General features: G+C 73.3%; 15 protein-coding genes. 9 read left to right on the forward strand and 6 right to left on the reverse strand.

The features are described from left to right. Nucleotides 1-161: 161 nt before the first annotated feature. The gene (locus AC3EQ1_RS01820; protein ID WP_432092446.1) at nucleotides 162-959 is read right to left on the reverse strand and encodes a phytanoyl-CoA dioxygenase family protein; all 798 of its coding nucleotides are present in this window, start codon (nucleotides 957-959) and stop codon (nucleotides 162-164) included. 230 nt (nucleotides 960-1189) lie between these two features. Between AC3EQ1_RS01820 and AC3EQ1_RS01825 the strand changes: the two genes are divergently transcribed. Both AC3EQ1_RS01825 and AC3EQ1_RS01830 read left to right on the forward strand, forming a co-directional pair. Further along, nucleotides 1190-2215, forward strand: a complete 1026-nt coding sequence (locus AC3EQ1_RS01825) for an SGNH/GDSL hydrolase family protein (protein WP_432092447.1) — start codon at nucleotides 1190-1192, stop codon at nucleotides 2213-2215. A 396-nt stretch (nucleotides 2216-2611) separates the two neighbouring features. Beyond that, a complete protein-coding gene (locus AC3EQ1_RS01830) occupies nucleotides 2612-4876 on the forward strand; it encodes a HelD family protein (RefSeq protein WP_432092448.1) in 2265 nt (754 codons plus the stop codon). A 181-nt stretch (nucleotides 4877-5057) separates the two neighbouring features. Here the strand turns inward: AC3EQ1_RS01830 and AC3EQ1_RS01835 are convergent, their stop codons facing one another. Continuing rightward, on the reverse strand, nucleotides 5058-6497 hold the full coding sequence (locus AC3EQ1_RS01835) for a GuaB1 family IMP dehydrogenase-related protein (protein ID WP_432092449.1): 1440 nt from the start codon (nucleotides 6495-6497) through the stop codon (nucleotides 5058-5060). A gap of 402 nt (nucleotides 6498-6899) precedes the next feature. On the opposite strand from AC3EQ1_RS01835, the gene putP reads away from it, so the two are divergent. From putP to AC3EQ1_RS01860, 5 genes are all read left to right on the forward strand, one after another. Continuing rightward, nucleotides 6900-8423, forward strand: a complete 1524-nt coding sequence (gene putP, locus AC3EQ1_RS01840; protein WP_432092450.1) for a sodium/proline symporter PutP — start codon at nucleotides 6900-6902, stop codon at nucleotides 8421-8423. 321 nt (nucleotides 8424-8744) lie between these two features. Further along, nucleotides 8745-9467, forward strand: coding sequence for a response regulator transcription factor (locus AC3EQ1_RS01845; protein WP_432092451.1), 723 nt, complete (start codon nucleotides 8745-8747; stop codon nucleotides 9465-9467). Further along, nucleotides 9464-11017 carry a sensor histidine kinase gene (locus AC3EQ1_RS01850; RefSeq protein ID WP_432092452.1) on the forward strand — a complete coding sequence of 518 codons (1554 nt, stop codon included), beginning with the start codon at nucleotides 9464-9466 and terminating at the stop codon, nucleotides 11015-11017. Before AC3EQ1_RS01845 ends, AC3EQ1_RS01850 begins: the two co-directional genes overlap by 4 nt. A gap of 43 nt (nucleotides 11018-11060) precedes the next feature. Then, nucleotides 11061-11588, forward strand: coding sequence for a hypothetical protein (locus AC3EQ1_RS01855; RefSeq protein WP_432092453.1), 528 nt, complete (start codon nucleotides 11061-11063; stop codon nucleotides 11586-11588). Further along, nucleotides 11585-11824 carry a hypothetical protein gene (locus AC3EQ1_RS01860; RefSeq protein WP_432092454.1) on the forward strand — a complete coding sequence of 80 codons (240 nt, stop codon included), beginning with the start codon at nucleotides 11585-11587 and terminating at the stop codon, nucleotides 11822-11824. Before AC3EQ1_RS01855 ends, AC3EQ1_RS01860 begins: the two co-directional genes overlap by 4 nt. Nucleotides 11825-12134: 310 nt before the next feature. Here the strand turns inward: AC3EQ1_RS01860 and AC3EQ1_RS01865 are convergent, their stop codons facing one another. After that, nucleotides 12135-13121, reverse strand: a complete 987-nt coding sequence (locus AC3EQ1_RS01865; protein WP_351515455.1) for a sugar-binding transcriptional regulator — start codon at nucleotides 13119-13121, stop codon at nucleotides 12135-12137. Between the two features lie 148 nt (nucleotides 13122-13269). Next, nucleotides 13270-13956 carry a ribulose-phosphate 3-epimerase gene (rpe, locus tag AC3EQ1_RS01870; protein ID WP_432092455.1) on the reverse strand — a complete coding sequence of 229 codons (687 nt, stop codon included), beginning with the start codon at nucleotides 13954-13956 and terminating at the stop codon, nucleotides 13270-13272. 129 nt (nucleotides 13957-14085) lie between these two features. Here rpe and AC3EQ1_RS01875 point away from each other — a divergent pair, with 129 nt between their 5' ends. Continuing rightward, entirely contained in the window at nucleotides 14086-16224 is a 2139-nt protein-coding gene (locus AC3EQ1_RS01875) for an MMPL family transporter (RefSeq protein WP_432092456.1), read from the forward strand. A gap of 135 nt (nucleotides 16225-16359) precedes the next feature. Here AC3EQ1_RS01875 and AC3EQ1_RS01880 read toward each other — a convergent pair whose 3' ends face one another. Then, nucleotides 16360-16944, reverse strand: coding sequence for a dihydrofolate reductase family protein (locus tag AC3EQ1_RS01880; protein WP_432092457.1), 585 nt, complete (start codon nucleotides 16942-16944; stop codon nucleotides 16360-16362). A gap of 144 nt (nucleotides 16945-17088) precedes the next feature. On the opposite strand from AC3EQ1_RS01880, the gene AC3EQ1_RS01885 reads away from it, so the two are divergent. Then, complete coding sequence (locus AC3EQ1_RS01885; RefSeq protein WP_432092458.1) at nucleotides 17089-17664, forward strand: TetR/AcrR family transcriptional regulator; 576 nt, start codon at nucleotides 17089-17091, stop codon at nucleotides 17662-17664. 59 nt (nucleotides 17665-17723) lie between these two features. Here the strand turns inward: AC3EQ1_RS01885 and AC3EQ1_RS01890 are convergent, their stop codons facing one another. Continuing rightward, nucleotides 17724-19157 (reverse strand): RsmB/NOP family class I SAM-dependent RNA methyltransferase, encoded by a 1434-nt coding sequence (locus tag AC3EQ1_RS01890; RefSeq protein ID WP_432092459.1) that lies wholly within the window; start codon nucleotides 19155-19157, stop codon nucleotides 17724-17726. Between the last annotated feature and the right edge of the window lie 20 nt (nucleotides 19158-19177).

Genomic DNA, 19177 nt, shown 5'->3' on the forward strand with positions numbered 1-19177 from the left:
ACGGTCGGCCGACCACTCGCGGCCGGGCGCCGGCAGCCGGACCGCCACAGCCGGACCGCGGGCCGAGCCGCCACGGCCGGACCGGTCCCCGTACCTGCTTGCCGGAGCGGAAACCGGTCTCGCCGGAGCGGGCACCCGCGGCGCTGTGCGCCGCCCCCGTGTCAGCGTCCGAGGCCCCGGCGGATCGCGGCTTCCACCGGCGAGTGGTCCCCGTCGGCCCGTTCGATGCTCGGGTCCTCCCCCGGCCGGGGCACCAGTGGCGGCTGCGCCATGAAGCGCGGCTCGGTGCCCCGGTGCGCCTGGGCGGCGTGCACGAGGAAGGGGTGGCAGAGGTAGACGTCGCCGGCACGGCCGGTGGCCAGGGCGACGGGCCGGTGCTCGGTGGCGGGCACGGCGCGTTGAGCGAGGTCCATGAACGGCAGTCCGGCCTCGCCCTCGGGTTCGAGGAGCGCGGCGACGTCCAGGTGGGACCCGGCGCGGATCCGCGTGGGCGCGTCGTTCTCCCCCACGTCGGACATGAGGAACAGCATCAGCAGCCAGCGGCCCTTGGACGAGACGTTCACCCGGTACGACAGGTAGTCCGCCGGGTCGTCCCCCGGAAAGCTCGCGTCGATGTGCCAGCCGTCGTCGCCCGGGTCGTCGTCGCTGCGGAAGCGCACCGGGAAGGTGCCGAGGACACCGCGCGGCGCCCAGCGGCCTTTTCCGGCGAGGGTGTCGCACGCGGCAGCGAGCCGTGGCGATCCGGCGGCGGCCTGGAAGGGCTCCTGCCCGTAGAAGCCGAGCCGCACGACCGGTTCTTTCCAGGTCGCCGGATCGTCGGGCTCACCGGCGATGTCGCGCCACATGATCTCCCGGCACTCGGCCGCGACCTCGCGGGAGAACGCCCCCTCCACTCGCAGAAATCCCTGCTCCACGAACGCGGACACAGCGGCATCGTCAATGGTCGATTCATCATCCATCGACTCAGCGTCCCACCGGAGAGGGGTGCGGACCATCGAATTTCCGTGGCCGGCGCCATCCGTGAGAAGGCCGGAAATCCCGCATTCCGGGGGCAGTTCACCGCGGGGCCGGAATCGGGTGCGGTTCACCGCGGCACCGGAACCGGGGGCCGGGCCGCCCGGCGCCACAGGTGCCCGGAGGCCGTTCCGGGGTAGAGGTGACATTCCGACCCGATGAACGGCGGTGACCGATGCACGACGGCTGGCTCGACCCGGACCCCTTCCTCCGGGGTGCTCCCTGGCGGTACGAGGGGCGGGTGGTGCGCGCCGACCCCGAGGACCGGCTGCGGCTGCCGCTGGACACCTGGGAGCGGGCGCAGATCCCGGCGGGCGTCCGGCTGGAGTTCACGGTGGACGGGGCGACCGCCCTGGAGGTGCGGTACGCGGCGGGCGAACCGGGCCCGGCGGAGGAACTGCGCGACCCGGCTCCGGCCTTCGAACTCCGGCGGTCCGGCGCAGCACTCGTCCGGATCCCCGCCCGCCCCTGCGCGGACGCGACCGTGCGCGTGCCGCTGCCCGGCGGTGCGGGCCCCTTCACCCTCCACCTGCCCGAGTCCCTCTCCCCCCGACTGCTCGGCGTCCGTCCGGCTGCCGGACGGACCGCGGGCCCGGCCACCGGAACGGTGGCCCCGGCACCGCCGCGGCCCCGCTGGGCGGTGTACGGCGACTCGATCACCGAGGGCTGGTTCGCGAGCCGCCCCTCCCTGGCCTGGACGGCGGTGGCCGCCCGCACCCTGGGGCTGGACCACACCAACCTCGGCTACGCGGGCGCGGGCCGCGGCGAGTTGGCCTGCGCCGAACAGCTGGCGGCGCTGCCCGCCGAGGTGCTGACCCTGGCCTTCGGCACCAACTGCTGGTCCGCCGTCCCGCACTCGTCGGACCTGCTGCGCGAGACGACCCGGCTCTTCCTGGCGCTGATACGAGAGCACCGGCCGGACACCCCGTTGCTCGTGGTCTCCCCGGTGCTCCGCCCGGAGGCCGAGGACCGGCCGAACGACGCCGGGGCCACGCTGTCCGAACTCCGCGACTCCCTGGAGTCGGCGGTGAACGAACGCGTCGCGGCCGGCGACAAGCACCTGGCGCTCCTGCCGGGCGCCCCGCTGCTGGGACAGGACCACCTGGTGGACGGTGTGCATCCGAACGATGCCGGGCATGCGCGACTCGCCGCTGCCGTCGTCACCGCCCTGCGGAACGCGGGCTTCGCACCGCCGGTGTGACGCCCCGTCCGCCGCGGAACGGACGCGGCGCGGAACGGACGGGCGGAGGCGTATGCGGCAGGGGCGTGTGCGGCGGAGGTGTACGTGGCGGGGCCGGCCGCTCCGAACGGCAAGTCGGCGGCCGGTTGCGCACCGGTCGAGCGCCGTCGCCGGCGCCCCGAAACCGGCGGACCACAGAATGCACCGCCCCCGGAATCCCGGAACCTCGGAATCCGTGGACGAGAGGCCCGGCGACGACCGGACGCAGCGGAAGCGCACCGCCCCCACCGCCACAAAAGCCCCGGACCACATTTGACGGCCGGGGCTTTTCTCTGCGATATTAAGGGATTCCATGCCTTCAGAAAAGAAGGACATGGAAAAGCTTGATGAAGTCATCATATCCGGGCGGGAGCTGAATTGTCAAACGCGGAATTGCAGGACGAGCAGGAATTCCTGAATCTGCTTCATGAACGCCTCGCCGAGCTGCGCGACGGGGCCGAGTCGGCGGTGCGGGAAGCGCTGGCCCCGACCGGCAGCACGTTCCAGGCGCGGATCGAGCGCGATGTGCTGGTGGCCGAGCAGTCCGGGCTGCTGGCCGCCTTCGACTCCGGTGAGCACGGGCTCTGCTTCGGCCGGCTCGCCTTCCGTGACGGCCGGGACCACCACATCGGCCGGATCGGCATCCGGCGCGACGACGCGGACCGCACGCCGCTCGTCCTCGACTGGCGGGCCGACGTGGCGCGCCCGTTCTACCTCGCCACCGGGCACACCCCGATGGGGCTGCGCCGCCGGCGTCACATCACCACCGAGGGACGCCAGGTCACCGGTCTGCACGACGAAATCCTGGACCTCGCCGACCCCGAGCGCACCGGGCACGAGGGCGACGACGACGCCGTGCTGTTCGCGGCGCTGGGCGCGGCGCGGACCGGCCGGATGCAGGACATCGTGCAGACCATCCAGGCCGAGCAGGACCGGATCATCCGGGCCCCGCACCACGGTGCTCTCGTCGTCGAGGGCGGTCCCGGCACCGGGAAGACCGCGGTCGCGCTGCACCGGGCCGCGTTCCTGCTGTACGCGCACCGGGAGCTGCTGGCCCGGCGGGCGGTGCTGGTCGTCGGCCCCAACCCGACCTTCCTGGGCTACATCGCGGCCGTGCTGCCCTCGCTCGGCGAGACGGGCGTCCTGATGGCCACGCCGGGTGAGCTGTTCCCCGGGGTGACCGCGACCGGGACCGACTCCCCCGAGGCCGCCGCGGTGAAGGGCGGCACCGCGATGGCCGACGCGCTGGCGCGCTTCGTGGCGGACCGGCAGCTGCTCCCCGGCCCGGAGACCGTGATCGAGCACGACGACGGCGAACTCCGGCTCGACGCCGAGCTGGTGTCCCGGGCGCGGGAGGCGGCGCGCGCGACCCGGCTGCCGCACAATCTCGCCCGCCCGCACTTCGCGTTCCGTGTCATCGACGCACTGACGGCGCAGCTGACCGAGCGGATCGGCGCCGACCCCTTCGGCGGACCGAATCTCCTCGGTCCGGACGACATCGCCCAGCTGGGCAAGGCGATTGCCGCGAGCGCCGACGTCCGGGACGCCATCGCCGAGCTGTGGCCCATGATCACCCCGCAGCAGCTGGTCGCGGACTTCCTCGCCGACCCGGTCCACCTCCCCGACGCCGACGCGGACGCGATCCGCCGCACCGACGGCGCCTGGACTCCCGCGGACGTCCCGCTGCTCGACGAGGCGGCGGAGCTGCTGGGCGAGGACGACTCCGCGGCGCGGGCGCTGGCCGAGGCGGAGCGGCAGGAGCGGATCCAGTACGCCCAGGGGGTGCTCGACCTGTCGTACGGCTCCCGCACCCAGGAGTTCGAGGACCGCGACGACGAGGACTCCGAGGTGCTGGCCGCGCACGACCTGGTCGACGCGGAGCGGCTCGCCGAACGCCACGAGGAGGCCGACCACCGCAGCGCCGCCGAGCGCGCCGCCGCCGACCGGACCTGGGCGTTCGGCCACATCATCGTCGACGAGGCGCAGGAGCTGTCCGCGATGATGTGGCGGCTGCTGATGCGGCGCTGCCCGACCCGTTCGATGACGCTGGTCGGCGACCCGGCGCAGACCGCGGAGCCCGGTGGCTGCGGGTCGTGGGAGGCGATCCTCGCGCCGTATGTGGGTGACCGCTGGGAGCATGTCCGGCTGGGCGTCAACTACCGCACGCCCGCCCCCGTCATGGAGGTCGCGGCCGAGGTGGCCCGGGCGGCGGACCCGTCCTTCGAGCCACCGCGCTCCATCCGGTCCACGGACGCCCGCCCCTGGGCGGTGCGCGCGGAGGACCTGCCGCGCGCGGCCGCCGATGCCGTGGCGCGGGAGCGCCGCGACGACGGGCGGACCGCCGTGATCGCCCCGGCGGGCCGGATCGCCGCGCTGGCGGCGGCCCTGCCGGATGCCTCGTCGGGCCCGGTCCCCGACCTGACCAGTCCGGTCGTTCTGCTCGACCCGCGTCAGGCCAAGGGGCTGGAGTTCGACACGGTGATCGTGGCGGAGCCGGCGGAGTTCGGGGTGAACGACCTGTACGTCGCACTCACCCGGGCGACCCAGCGGCTGGGCGTCGTGCACACGACGGCGCTGCCGCCGGGCCTGGCCGGGCTGCCGGCCCCGGACCGGCTGGTGGACACCGGCGCCGCCGCCCACTGATCCGCCACTGACCGGCAAGTCGTCCCCGACGACAGACGACCGGCAGAAGTACCGCCGGGCCGGGCAGGGTTCTCTCCCCGCCCGGCCCGGCGGCCCGCGGCGGGAAGGCCGGCCACACCGCCCATGGACGCCTGAAAGGCCGGTGGCAGGCCACCGGCCTTTCAGGCAGCGGAACGGAGCGTCAGCTCCAGCTGGCGTGCAGCGGCTTGCCCTCCGCGTAGCCCGCGGCGCTCTGGACACCGACGACGGCCCGCTCGTGGAACTCCTCCAGCGAGTCCGCGCCCGCGTAGGTGCAGGAGCTGCGGACGCCCGCGATGATCGAGTCGATGAGGTCCTCGACCCCGGGGCGCGCCTGGTCCAGGAACATCCGGGACGTCGAGATGCCCTCCTCGAACAGGCCCTTGCGCGCCCGGTCGTACGCCGATTCCTCGCTGGTGCGGTTCCGCACGGCACGTGCGGAGGCCATGCCGAAGCTCTCCTTGTAGGGGCGGCCGTCGGCGGTGTGCTGGAGGTCGCCGGGCGACTCGTAGGTCCCGGCGAACCAGGAACCGACCATCACGTTGGACGCCCCCGCGGCCAGCGCCATCGCGACATCCCTCGGGTGCCGGACCCCGCCGTCCGCCCAGACGTGCTTGCCGAGCCGCCGCGCCTCGGCGGCGCACTCCAGCACGGCGGAGAACTGCGGCCGGCCGACACCGGTCATCATCCGGGTGGTGCACATGGCGCCCGGCCCGACCCCGACCTTGACGATGTCCGCGCCGGCCTCGACCAGGTCACGGACGCCCTCGGCGGCCACCACGTTGCCCGCCACGACCGGCACCTGCGGGTCGAGGCCGCGCACCGCCTTCAGCGCGGTGATCATCGACTCCTGGTGACCGTGGGCGGTGTCGACGACGAGCGTGTCCACTCCGGCTTCGAGCAGCGCCTTGGCACGGCCCGCGACATCGCCGTTCACGCCCACCGCGGCGGCGATCCGCAGCTTGCCGTCGGCGTCCGTGGCCGGGGTGTACAGGGTGGCCCGGAGCGCGCCCTTGCGGGTGAGGATGCCGACGAGCCGGCCGTCCCGGTCGGCGGCGGGCGCCAGCTTGCGGTGCGCGGCGTCGAGACGGTTGAAGGCCTTGCGCGGGTCGATGTCCGCGTCGAGCACCAGCAGCTCCCGGGACATGACCTCGGACAGCTGGGTGAAGCGGTCGACGCCGGTGAGGTCCGACTCGGTCACCACGCCGACGGGCCGGCCGTCCTCGACGACGACACCCGCGCCGTGCGCCCGCTTGGGGAGCAGGGCCAGGCCGTCGGCGACGGTCGCGGTCGGAGCGAGCACGATCGGGGTGTCGAGCACGTGATGGCGCTGCTTGACCCAGCCGATGACGTCGGTGACGACATCGAGCGGGATGTCCTGCGGGATCACCACGAGCCCGCCGCGCCGGGCGACGGTCTCGGCCATCCGGCGGCCGGCGATCGCGGTCATGTTGGCGACCACGAGCGGAATGGTGGTCCCGGTGCCGTCGGGCGCGGACAGGTCCACGGCCTGGCGGGACCCCACGGAGGAGCGGCTCGGCACCATGAAGACATCGTCGTACGTCAGGTCGTACGGCGGCTTCTGATCATTGAGGAAACGCATGCTAACTCTCTCACCTGCGATGTTACGTGCTTGGCCGGTGGGGAGTCAGGACCGGATCCGGAGCGGACCGGGCTGCGGCTCCTCGGCCATCATCGCTGATGGCACCCCGCCGAGGCGAACATCCGCACCGTTCTCTGTACCTTCCCCCAGCGGCGCCGCCCGCCCGCCCGCCGCGCCCTGTGGCTTCCGCCAATTGCACCGGCGGACGAGGGGGCGTGGAGGGCTCCGTTCCGGCCTCGGGTCGCGGTCCGGTCACGGACGCCGGGCTACTGGCCAGAACTCTTGTCCGGGCCCCATGAAGCCTCTACTGTCCGCGAGATCTCCACCCGGAGAACCCGATCCATCCACACGGCGGCGCCCGTACGACGGAGAACCCGGATGACATCTCTGACCATACCGGTCATGCTCACCTTTGGAATCTTCCTCCTCGCCATGGTCATGGTGGGCATCTGGACGTACCAGGAGACCAGCAGTTTCTCCGAGTTCGCCCTCGGCGGGCGCCGCCTGCCCGCACCGGTGGCCGCGCTCTCCGCGGGGGCCAGCGACATGTCCGGCTGGCTGTTCCTGGGACTGCCCGGGGCCGTGTACGCGTCGGGCATCGGTGCCACCTGGATCGCCGTCGGCCTGGCCCTCGGCACCTATCTCAACTGGCGGCTCGTCGCGCCGCGGCTGCGCACCTACACCGAACGGGCCGCCGACTCGGTGACCCTGTCGGCGTATCTGGAGGAGCGGTTCGAGGACGGCAGCCGGATGCTGCGTCTCCTCTCGGCGACCGTCGTGGTGGTGTTCTTCACCGTTTATGTGGCGAGCGGACTGCTCGCCGGCGGCGTGCTGTTCGAGGAGATCTTCGGCGGCGGTTTCGAGGTCGCGCTCACCACCTTCGCCGTGGTCATCGTGGCCTACACCTTCCTCGGCGGCTTCCGGGCGGTGAGTGTCACGCACTCGGTGCAGGCCACCTGGATGTGCCTGGCGGCGATCGCCCTGCCGGTGATCGCCATCGGTGCGCTCGGCGGCTACGACGCCGTCCGTGACGCGGTCGCCGGCCGGAGCCCGTCCCTGCTGGACATGGGGGCCAAGGCGGGCTTCGAGGACGGCCTGTGGACGTCCGGCCGGCCGCTCGGCGCGGTTGCCGTGATCTCGCTGCTGGCCTGGGGGCTCGGCTACTTCGGGCAGCCCCACATCCTGGTCCGCTTCATGAGCATCCGCGGCACCCGGGACATCCCGCGGGCCCGGCGCATCGGGGTGGCCTGGGTGGTCGTCACGCTGGCCGGCGCGTCACTGGTCGGGCTGGTGGGCATCGCGGCGCTGGACGAGCCGCTGGACAACCCCGAGACGATCTTCATCGCGCTCACCGCCCAGCTGGTCAACCCGTGGATCGCGGGCCTGCTGCTGGTGGCGGTGCTCGCCGCGATCAAGTCCACCGCGGACAGCCAGCTGCTGGTCTCCGCGACCACGCTCACCGAGGACTTCTACCGGGCGTTCTTCAACCGGCGGGCCTCGGAGGCGTCCCTGCTGCTGGTGGGCCGGGCCACGGTGGTGGTCGTGGCCGTCGTCGCCTACGCCATCGCCCTCAGCGGCGGCGCCGTGCTCGACATCGTCGCGTACGCCTGGGCGGGCTTCGGCTCGGCCTTCGGCCCGGTGATCCTGCTGTCGCTGTACTGGCCCCGGATGACCCGGGCCGGGGCGATGGCGGGCATCGTGACGGGCGCGCTCACCGTCGTGCTGTGGAAGCAGATCGACCCGCTGCTGGGCCCGTTGCGGACCGGTATCTACGAGATGGTGCCCGGGGTACTCGCCGCCACGGCCGCCGCGCTTCTCTTCGGCCGGTTCGTCGGCCGGCCCCCGCTGCGGAACTGGTCGGGCCCGATGGACATACCGAACGACCCCCCGGCCGCCGAGGTCGGTCCGGGCGTGTTCCAGCGGTAGTTCCCGGCCGCCCGCACGCACGGCGAGAGCATGTGCCGGGCAGCCGCACCCCGGCCCCCCGCTCCGGGCCGGGGCCGGGATCGGGATCGGGATGACTCGGGGCCGGGATCGGGATGACGACCGCCGGCAACGGTGACGACGACACAGCCGCATGCCGCACAGGCCCCGACGGCCGCGGAACGGCGCGGGCGGCCACCGGCCCGGCGCGAGCCCTGTCGGGCCGACCGGTCGCACCACCGGAAAGGCCGACCGCGGCTCCGGCACACTGCCACCCGGCAGGAAGCCCGGCACGTACGATGCGCCGCCGGAGGTGGTGTGCCCATGAGGACCACAAGTGGCGGACAGGTACTGGTGATCGATGACGACGCGGCCATCCGGCGTTCCCTGGAGCGCGGGCTGCGGCTCAACGGCTTCGCCGTGAGCCTGGCGGACGGCGGGCACGCCGCACTCGCCGAACTGCGCGCGCACCTCCCCGACGTGGTGGTCCTGGACATCTCCATGCCGGATCTGAGCGGGATCGAGGTGTGCCGCGCGCTGCGCGCGGACGGCAACGACATACCCGTGCTGATGCTCTCGGCCCTCGACGAGGTCTCCGACCGGGTCGCGGGCCTGCAGGCCGGCGGTGACGACTACCTGGTCAAGCCCTTCGCCCTGCAGGAGCTGGTCCTGCGGCTGCACGCCCTGCTGCGGCGCCGTCCCCCGGCCGCCACCGATCGGGTACGGGTGGGCGCGCTGGAGATCCGCCCGGAAGCGCACGAGGCGCTGCTGGACGGCACGCCGCTCCGGCTCACCCCGCGCGAGTTCGAGCTGCTGGCGGTGCTGGCCCGCAACGCCGGGCTCGTCCTCACCCGTGACCAGTTGCTGGACCGGGTCTGGGGCTACGACTTCGAGGTGCGGACGGACGCCGTCGACACCTTCGTCAGCTATCTGCGGCGCAAGCTGGAGGCGGACGGACGGCCCCGGATGCTGCACACGGTGCGCGGCGTCGGCTTCGTCCTGCGGGAGGGCCAGGACACCCCTACGCCGGGCGGGGGCACGTCATGAGGCTCGCCACGAGGATCGCCCTCGCGGTGGGCGTCACCGTGCCCGTGCTGGTGCTCGCCTCGGGCTGGCTGCTGCTCCAGCTCGTCTCGGCCGACCTGCGCGCCGAGCAGGACGCACGGCTGCAGCGCAGCGCAACGGCCGTGGCCCCGGACGCCCTGGCGCTGCTGCGCGCCACCGCGGCCCAGCGGCCCGAGGCCGTGGAACAGAGGCACGAGCGGCGACTGCTGGGCTCCGCACTGGATGTGGGCATCCGGCTCACCGGCCCCGAGGGCACCGTACTCGCCGGTCCCCAGCCCGATACGTCCGCACCGCTCCCGGAGTCGGCCGGACGGCCGGTCACCGTACGCGGGAACGGCGAGCGGTGGCGGGCCGTCTCGATCCCGGTGTCGGTACCGGCGTCGGCGTCGCGCGGCAGGCCCGCCGCCCGTGGCACGCTGTGGCTGTTCTCCCCGGAGACCACGAGCCGGGCCGAACTGGCACTCGTACAGCGCCGGGTGCTGACCGTGGCGCTGCTGGCCGCCCCGCTCGGGGCGTCGCTGGCCTGGGCCGCGGCATCGGGCGCGGCGCGGCCGCTGCGCCGCCTGCAGCACCGTACGAGCGGCCTCGACCCCCGCACCAGCGCCGCTCGGCTGGACCACCGGCGGACCGGGATCACCGAGGTCGACGACCTGGCCGGAACGCTCCGCACCGTACTGGCCCGCTACGACCAGCAGGCCGCGCGCACCGCGGAGGCGCTGGAGACGGCCCGTTCGTTCGCGGCGGCCGCCTCGCACGAACTGCGCACGCCCCTCATGAGCATGCGGACCAATCTGGACATCCTCACCGAGCACCCCGATCTGGCGGGCGCCGACCGAGCCGATGTGCTGACCGACCTCGGGCTGGAGCACGAACGGCTGCTGCGGCTGTTGGTGATGCTCAGGGCCCTGACGCACGGTGACCTGGTCGAGGCGGAGGACTTCGGGCCCGTGGACCTCGCCGAGGTGGTGGAGGCGGCGGCCGCCGGTCTGCGCCGCGGCCACCCCGGAACCGAGGTGTCGGTGGCCGGCACCCCGGGACTGCAGGTGCACGGCTGGGAACAGGGGCTGCGCTCGGTGGTCGACAACCTGCTGACCAACGCACGGGTGCACGGAACCCGGGACGGCGAACCGGCCCGCATCGACGTGACCCTGGGCCCCGGACGGTCGCCGGACGGGACCCCGGCCGCGGTGCTCACCGTGGACGACCGGGGGCCCGGCATTCCGCCCGAGCTGCGTGAGGAGGTCTTCCAACGGTTCCGCCGCCGGCCGGAGAGCCCCGGTTCGGGGCTCGGGCTGACTCTGATCGCGCAGCAGATCGCCCTGCACCACGGCACCGTCACGGTGACGGACCGGCCGGACGGACTGCCGGGTGCGCGCCTCGAGGTCCGTCTTCCCACGATGCCGGGGCCGGGCGGGGACGGCGGGGACACGACGGCCACCCTGCTGCTGCGCCGGGACTGGCTCTCCCGGCCCGGACTGCCCGCGGAGCAGGGGGAGTCCGGGCCACAGAGTTTCCACAAGGAGCCCGCCTAGCTTCCTTCCTCGACAGGCCCCGGCCCTACGGAAGGAAGACACCATGCAACGTGGAAAGAGCGTCGTCGTGGCTCTCGGCGCCACAGCCGCCCTGCTCGGACCGGTGGGCATCGCCATCGCGGACGGCAGCACTCCGGGCTCCGCCCCCTCGTCGGCCTCCTCCTCGGCACCGGCCCGGGACGGCCGGGGGAAGGGCGCCGGGCCGGAGGCGGGTCATGGGCAGCAGGGCCCGGGCAAGAAGCACCACGGCCGGCAGGCACACGGCAAGAAGCACCACGGGAAGAAGCGGAACGGCACCCGCCGACTGTGCGAACGGGCTCCCCGGATCGAGCAGCGGATCGAGCGGGCGCTGCGGCGGCTGAAGGGTGGCCCCGAGGTCCGCGGCTCGGTCGCCCGGCTCACGGAGCGGGCCGAGAAGGCCGAGAAGGCGGGCAACACCGAGATCGCCACCTTCCTCAACCACAAGCTCACCTTCCGCAAGTCCCTCGTCCCGACCCTGGAGAAGCGGCAGAAGGACCTCGCCGAGGTCGAGAAGTGGTGTGCCACTCGGGGCAAGGGCTCCGGGGCATGACGGGCCGGCTGCGCCTCACCACCGTGGCCGTGCTGTGCACCACGCTGGCCACCGGCTGCGGCGGCGCGACGGGCGGTCAGGACGGCGCCGAGGGGGCCGGCACCTCCTCCCGGAGCACCCCGCCGGCCACGGCTCCGGCCCCGTCAGCCTCCGTACTGGACAAGCTCACCCAGTTCGTGGACCGGGCCGAGTCCGCCGCGAAGGCAGCGGAATCCGACACCGAGAACGACAAGTGATCACGGGCCCGGCCGGTCCCGGACCGATTCCGGCACCGGCCGGGCCCCGGTCGTCCCGGGCGGCCATGCGGATCCCGCAGCTCCGGCAAGCACGGGTTCGGCGATCCCTTCGCCGAACCCGTTTCGTCGCTCCCGCTGCGACGCGGACTGCCCCCGAAGCCCGCTCCGTTGGCGAAACCGGCATCAGGTGTCCCGGCCGAGGGGCCGAGGGCCGGTGCAGCAGGCGTCAACCTCCCTCCGCCGGAAGCAGACCCCGGACCGAGGATTCCGGCACCGGCGCGCTCCTGGCAGGCCCCGGCAGGGAGACTTCTCAGTCGTCCGGGTCGCCCCGGTCGAGCGCCGACCGCGGCCCCGGGCCGGTCTCGGTCAGCAGGAAGTCCGCGGCCGCCGTGTCCGTGACCAGGCTGGTGACCAGCCCGGAGCGCAGGACGGCGCCGATCGCGGCGGCCTTGCGCTGCCCGCCCGCGATGGCCACGACCTCCGGGATGCGGCGCAGCCGGTCGGCCTCCACGGTGATGCAGCGCTCCCCGAGGTCGCGCCCGATGCGGCGGCCCTCGGAGTCGAAGAGGTGGGCCGACATCTCGGCGGCGGCGCCGAGCGAGGCGTAGTGCTCCCGCTCGTCCTCGCTGAGCATGTCGTAGACCGTGGAGATGCCCGGGTCCCAGGAGCCGATGGAGACGCAGGCGACGGTGACCTTGTCGAAGTACTCGAAGGCGCGGGCGATTCCGGTCTGGCCGCGGAGTGCGGCGGCCGTGGCCGGGTCCGGCAGCAGCATCGGCGCGTAGATGGGGTGCGCCTCGCCGCCGGAGACGGCCGCGGCACGGCGGACGGCCTCGACCGATCCGCGTTCGGCGGTGCCCGCGTCGTAGACCCCGGTGAGCTGGACGACCGTGCAGGGCGGCAGCCGGTTCAGGGCCGCGGCCATGTGGATCGTGGAGCGGCCCCAGGCGAGGCCGAGGACGTCGCCCTCGGCCACCAGCTCGCCGAGCAGGTCGGCGGCGACCTCGCCGAGGTTCTCCGGATCCGCCGCGTCGGCCGAGGCGTCCGCCGGGGACTCGACGACGACCGCGTGCCGCAGGCCGTAACGGGCGCGGAGCGCGTCGGAGCGCTCGGCGTCCAGTTCCGCGGGCACCCGGATCTCGATGCGCACGAGGTCGCGTTCCAGCGCGGTTTCCAGGACCCGGGCCACCTTGAAGCGGCTGACCCCGAACTCCTCGGCGATCTGGATCTTGGACTTGCCCTCGAGGTAGAAGCGGCGGGCCATGGCCGCCGCCTGCACCAGCTCCGCGGGTCCCATCCGCATGGCTGACCGGCCCGTCGACACCGCTATCTCCTTAGCCTCACTGTTCTCCGCTCCCGGCCAGTGCCGGGAGCTTCCCTGCTCATCCTGTCAGAAGCGGCGGTTGCCGATCAGCCCTTGCCCCCCGCGTTCACCGAGCGGACGCTCAGTGGTTGCACGCCCACGCGGCCGCGGCGGTGGTCTCCTCCGCCTGTGCCCGCAGAGAGCGTACGGCGGCGGCCGGGTCGTCCGTGCCGTAGACGGCGGACCCGGCGACGAAGACGTCCGCGCCGGCCTCCGCGCACCGCTCGATGGTGGCCGCCGAGACACCGCCGTCGACCTGCAGCCACAGCTCCAGCCCGTGCTTGGCGATGAGTTCCCGGGTGCGGCGGATCTTCGGCAGCATGATGTCGAGGAACGCCTGACCGCCGAAGCCGGGCTCGACCGTCATGATCAGCAGCATATCCAGCTCGGGGAGCAGGTCCTCGTACGGCTCGATCGGGGTGGCCGGCTTGAGCGCCATCGAGGCACGTGCCCCCTTGGCCCGGATCTCCCGCGCCAGCCGCACCGGCGCGGCGGCGGCCTCGGCATGGAAGGTGACGGACCCCGCCCCGGCCTCGACGTACTGGGGCGCCCAGCGGTCCGGCTCCGCGATCATGAGGTGGCAGTCCAGCGGGATGTCGGTCGACCGGGCCAGCGACTCGACTATGGGCGCGCCGAGCGTCAGATTGGGCACGAAGTGGTTGTCCATGACGTCGACGTGGAGCCAGTCGGCACCGTCGACGGCCTTCGCCTCCTCCGCCAGGCGCGAAAAGTCGGCGGAGAGGATACTGGGGTTGATCTGAACGGCCATGGCACAAGCCTGCCATGGCCGACGGCTGTCGGTTGACCGGATTGGACGGCATTCCGGCTCCACCGGGCCGAACCGCCTCGGGATCGATCACGGCGTTCCGGACGGACGCCCACCGGCGATGGGGGTCTGATGTCGGACGGACGGCGTCGGGGTGTGGCCTGGCTGGTCTGCGGCCGGCGGACGAAGTGGCTGGTCCTGCTGGTCTGGATCCTGGCGATCTTCGCGCTGGCCCCGCTGGCGCAGAAGCTCGGCGGCGCGCAGGACAACGACGCCACCTCCTGGCTCCCCGGCAGCGCGGAGTCCACCCAGGTTCTGCAGATCTCCAGGGAATTCCGGCCGGAGACGGTGCCGGCGGTCGTGATCTACGAGCGGCCGGGCGGCCTCACCGCCCAGGACCGGCACACCATCGCCGACGACGCCGAGCAGATCAAACCGCTCCGCGAGCACGGAATCCGTGGGGCGGAGACCCGAGGCCCGTTCTACAACAGCGCGCAGGATCCCCGGGCGGCGCTGATCCTGGTCCCCGTCACGGTGGACGAGCGGGGCTGGGACGAGCTGTCCGAGGCGGTCGACACCATCCGGGACGAGACCGGTTCGGGCGACGGGCTCAAGGTGTACATCACCGGCCCGGCCGGCACCTCCGCCGACTTCGCGAAGACGTTCGAGGGCATCGACTCGACGCTGCTGGTGGCGGCCCTCGGGGTGGTCATCGTGGCGCTGCTGATCACCTACCGCAGCCCCACGCTGCTGCTGGTTCCGGTGCTGTCGGTGGTCGGTGCCCTGCTGACCGCCCAGGCCATCATCTATCTGCTCGCCGAGTACGCCGGGCTGACGGTGAACGGACAGAGCGCGGGCATCCTGACGGTGCTGGTCTTCGGTGCCGGTACCGACTACGCCCTGCTGCTGGTCGCCCGCTACCGGGAGGAGCTGCGCCGGCACGAGGACCGCCACGAGGCGATGGCGCTGGCGCTGCACCGCGCCGGGCCGGCCGTGCTCGCCAGCGGCGCCACCGTGGGCATGGGCATGCTCGTGCTGCTCGTCGCCGAGATGAACTCGACCAGCGGGCTCGGCCCGGTCTGCGCCATCGGGGTGCTCGTCGCGGTGCTGGCGATGGTGACGCTGTTCCCGGCGCTGCTGGTGATCCTGGGCCGGTGGATCTTCTGGCCGGTGGTGCCGCACTTCGGCTCGGCCGAACCCACCGAGCAGGGCTTCTGGGCCCGGATCGGCGGGCGGATCGCCCGTCGGCCGCGGGCCGTGTGGGTGACCACCGCTGTCATCCTGGCCGCGCTCTCCTTCGGCATGCTGGGGCTGCGCGCCGCGGGCATCAGCAACGCCGACGCGTTCACCGAGACGAAGGACTCCATCACCGGCCAGCAGGTGTCCGAGCGGTACTTCCCGGCGGGCAGCGGCGATCCGCTGCTGATCGTGGCCGGCCAGGGGGCGGCCCGGGAGGTCGGGCGGGTGGTCGCGGGGACGCCGGGGGTGGTGCCGCAGTCGCTCGGCGTCCCCCCGGGCTCCGCGCCGGAGCACGAGGGCCGGGTGCTGTTCGAGGCGACCATGACGGATCCGGCCGACAGCCAGGCGGCGAAGGACACCGTCGAACGGGTCCGGGACGCGGTCCACGCCGTGCCCGGCGCCGACGCCAAGGTCGGCGGCGGCACTGCCGCCCTGCTGGACGCCGACACGGCCTCGACGCGCGACAACATCGTGGTGATCCCGCTGGTGCTGCTCGTGGTGCTGATCATCCTGACCATGCTGCTGAGAGCCCTGCTGGCGCCGCTGGTCCTGATCGCCACCGTGGTGCTCTCCTACGCCACCGCGCTCGGCATCAGCGCTCTCGCGTTCCGCCATGTCTTCGACTACGCGGGCGAGGACACGGCGTTCCCGCTCTTCGTCTTCGTGTTCCTGGTCGCGCTGGGCATCGACTACAACATCTTCCTGTCCACCCGGGTGCGCGAGGAGTCCTTCCGGCAGGGCACCCGCCGGGGCACCCTCACCGCCCTGGCCGCGACCGGCGCCGTCATCACCTCGGCCGGTCTGGTCCTCGCCGGTACGTTCGCGGCGCTCGGCACGCTGCCGCTGACCGGCTTCTCCGAGATCGGCTTCGCCGTCGCCGTCGGCGTCCTGCTGGACACCTTCATCGTGCGGTCGGTGCTGGTCACCGCGCTGTTCCTGGACATCGGGCCCCGCATGTGGTGGCCGCACCGGCTCGCCCACGAGGACGGCCCGCCGCGGGCCGAGAGCCCGCCCGCGCAGCCGGTTCCGTGAGCGGGGCGGGCCGCCGCTCCGGGCGGTCCGGCCCGCCGAGCCGGGCCCGGTGGGCGGCCGACGGACGGCGGCCCGGGGCATCGGCACGTCCCGCACCGCCCGCCTCCCGCGGGTCCATGCGTTCCCGGTGCCCGGTCACCGCACCTTGTTGTACTTCCTGACCAGGACGCCGTTGTCGAAGGTCCGGACCGACTCCAGCGCGAACTCCCGGTCCCCGAAGTCCGCGCCGAACATGGGCATTCCCGAGCCGTAGACCAGCGGGTAGGTCTTGATCACCAGCTCGCCGATCTCGTCGAGCAGCTCGCCCGCGAGCTGGGAGCCCCCGCAGAGCCAGATGCCCAGCCCGGCGCTCTCGGCCTTGAGTTCACGGATGCGACCGACCAGATCCTCGGAGATGAGCTCCACGTTCGGGTCGGGGGACACCTTCAGCGACCGGGACGCCACGTATTCACGCATCTGGCCGTACGGGCTGGTGATGTCGAGGTCCAGCGCGAGCTGGTAGCTGGCGCGGCCCTGGACGACCGTGTCGAACGCGCGGTTCTCCAGATCGTTCAGGCCCAGGGCCCGGCGGCCCTCGACCGAAATGGTCTCCGGGTACTCGGCCTTCAGGTACTCCAGGAATTCCTCGTTCACGAACCGGTACATCGCGGTGGCGTCGCCGCCCGGGTCGCCGATGAAGCCGTCGATCGAGCAGGCGATGAAATAGGTGAGCTTGCGCAAAGAGGCCTTCTTTCGTGGACGCATGAGGACGCGGCGGCCGGCCGGGCACCGAGACCCCCGGGGCAACCACTTCACCTATAGTGCTTCACGTGTAGTGGTTGAGCAACCCCTTTTTCCCGCACGGCAGATCGAGGAGAGATACGCATGGTCAGGAACCCGGAGCGCAGGACGGCGCTCATCGACGCGGCGATCGACGTGCTGGCGGACGAGGGCGCGCGCGGGCTCACCTTCCGCGCCGTCGACGCCCGTGCCGGTGTCCCGGTCGGCACGGCGTCCAACTACTTCGCCAGCCGGGACGACCTGTTCACCCAGGCCGGAGCCCGGATCCACGTCCGGATGACACCGGAACCGGCGGCGGTCGAGACGGCGATGCGCCCGGCGCCCTCACGCGAGCTGGTGACCGAGCTGATGCGGTGGCTGGTGCAACGGATGTCCGACGACCGCACCGGCTATCTGGCCATGCTGGAACTGCGCCTGGAGGCCACCCGTCGCCCGGCCCTCCGGAAACAGCTGACCCGCACCATCCGGGCGGGCTACGACGAGAGCCTGGCCTTCCACCTGGACGCCGGACTGCCCGGCGACGCCGACACCTTCCTGGTGCTCTACCTGGCCATGACCGGTGTGCTGCTGGAGCACCTCACCCTGCCCGGGATGCTGTCCGACACCACCCTGGAACGGATGGTGGAGAGCGTGGTCACCGGGATCCTGCCGGCCCGGTGAGCACCCCGCCGCCCGACACCGCGGCAGGGGCGGTGCGGCGGCGGGGGAATGACCCCGGATCAGGCCGTACGGCGGAGCAGCGCCAGATACATCGCGTCCGTGCCGTGCAGATGCGGCCAGAGCTGGACGTCCGGGCCGTCGCCCAGGGCGGGCACCCCGGGCATCAGCGGCCGGGCGTCGATCCACTCCGCTGACACCGCGGCGCCCCCGCGGCCCTTGAGGACGTCGTCGACCACGGCGCGGGTCTCCGCCAGGTGCGGGGAGCAGGTGGCGTACCCGACCACGCCGCCGACGCGGGCGGCGGCCAGCGCCTCGCGCAGCAGCCCGCGCTGGAGCGGTGCGAAGCCGTCGAGGTCCTCGGGACGACGGCGCCAGCGGGCCTCCGGCCTGCGGCGCAGCGCGCCCAGACCGGTGCACGGCACGTCCACCAGCACCCGGTCGAAGGTGCCCGCCCGCCACGGCGGCCGGGTGCCGTCCGCGGCGATCACCTGATACGGCCCCGGGTTGCCCGCCAGCGCCCGCTCCACCAGCCGGGCCCGGTGCGGCTGCTTCTCGGCGGCGAGCAGGGTGGCGCCCCGCTGTGCGGCCAGGGCGCCGAGCAGCGCGGCCTTGCCGCCGGGGCCCGCGCAGCCGTCGAGCCAGCGGGCGTCGGAGCCGTCCAGGGGGGCCTGCGCCAGGGCCGCGGCGACCAGCTGGCTGCCCTCGTCCTGCACTCCGGCCCGCCCGTCGCGGACCGCGTCGAGGGCGCCCGGCTCCCCGCCCTCGGCCAGCCGCACGGCGTACGGGGACCAGCGCCCGGGGAGCGCGGAGTCCTCCCCGACGGCAGCCATGAGCTCCTCGGTCGTGGACCGTCCGGGCCGGGCCACCAGCGTCACCTCGGGGCGCTCGTTGTCGGCCTCCAGCAGGTCCTCGATCCCGGCCCGGCCACCGCCGAGCGCGTCCCAGAGCGCGGAGACGATCCAGCGGGGGTGGGAGTGGACGATGCCGAGGTGGTCCTCGGGGTCCTCGTCGTAGGGCGGGGCGACCCGTTCCAGCCAGCCGTCGAGGTCATCGGCGGTTATCCGGCGGAGCACGGCGTTCACGAACTTCGCGCGCCCGTCGCCGAGCACGACCCGGGCCAGTTCCACACTCGAGGACACCGCCGCGTGCGTGGGGATCCTGGTGCCCAGCAGCTGGTGCGCCCCGAGGCTGAGCACGTCCAGCACCGGCGGGTCCACCTCGCGCAGCGGCCGGTCCACGCAGGCCGCGATGATCGCGTCGTAGGTGCCCTGCCGGCGCAGCGTCCCGTAGACCAGCTCGGTCGCCAGCGCGGCGTCCCGGCCGTCGAAGCCGCCGTCCTCCCGGGCCTTCCGCAGCAGCGGCGGGAGGACCAGGTTGGCGTACGCGTCCCGCTCGTCCACGGCACGCAGTGCCTCGAACGCGAGGATGCGCACGGGGTCCTTCTGGGGACGGCGGTAGGGCTTGCCGGGACGGCGACGTGACGGGGCGTTCACAGGCAAAGTGCTCCGGGGGA

The sequence above is a fragment of the Streptomyces sp. bgisy100 genome, assembly GCF_057709105.1.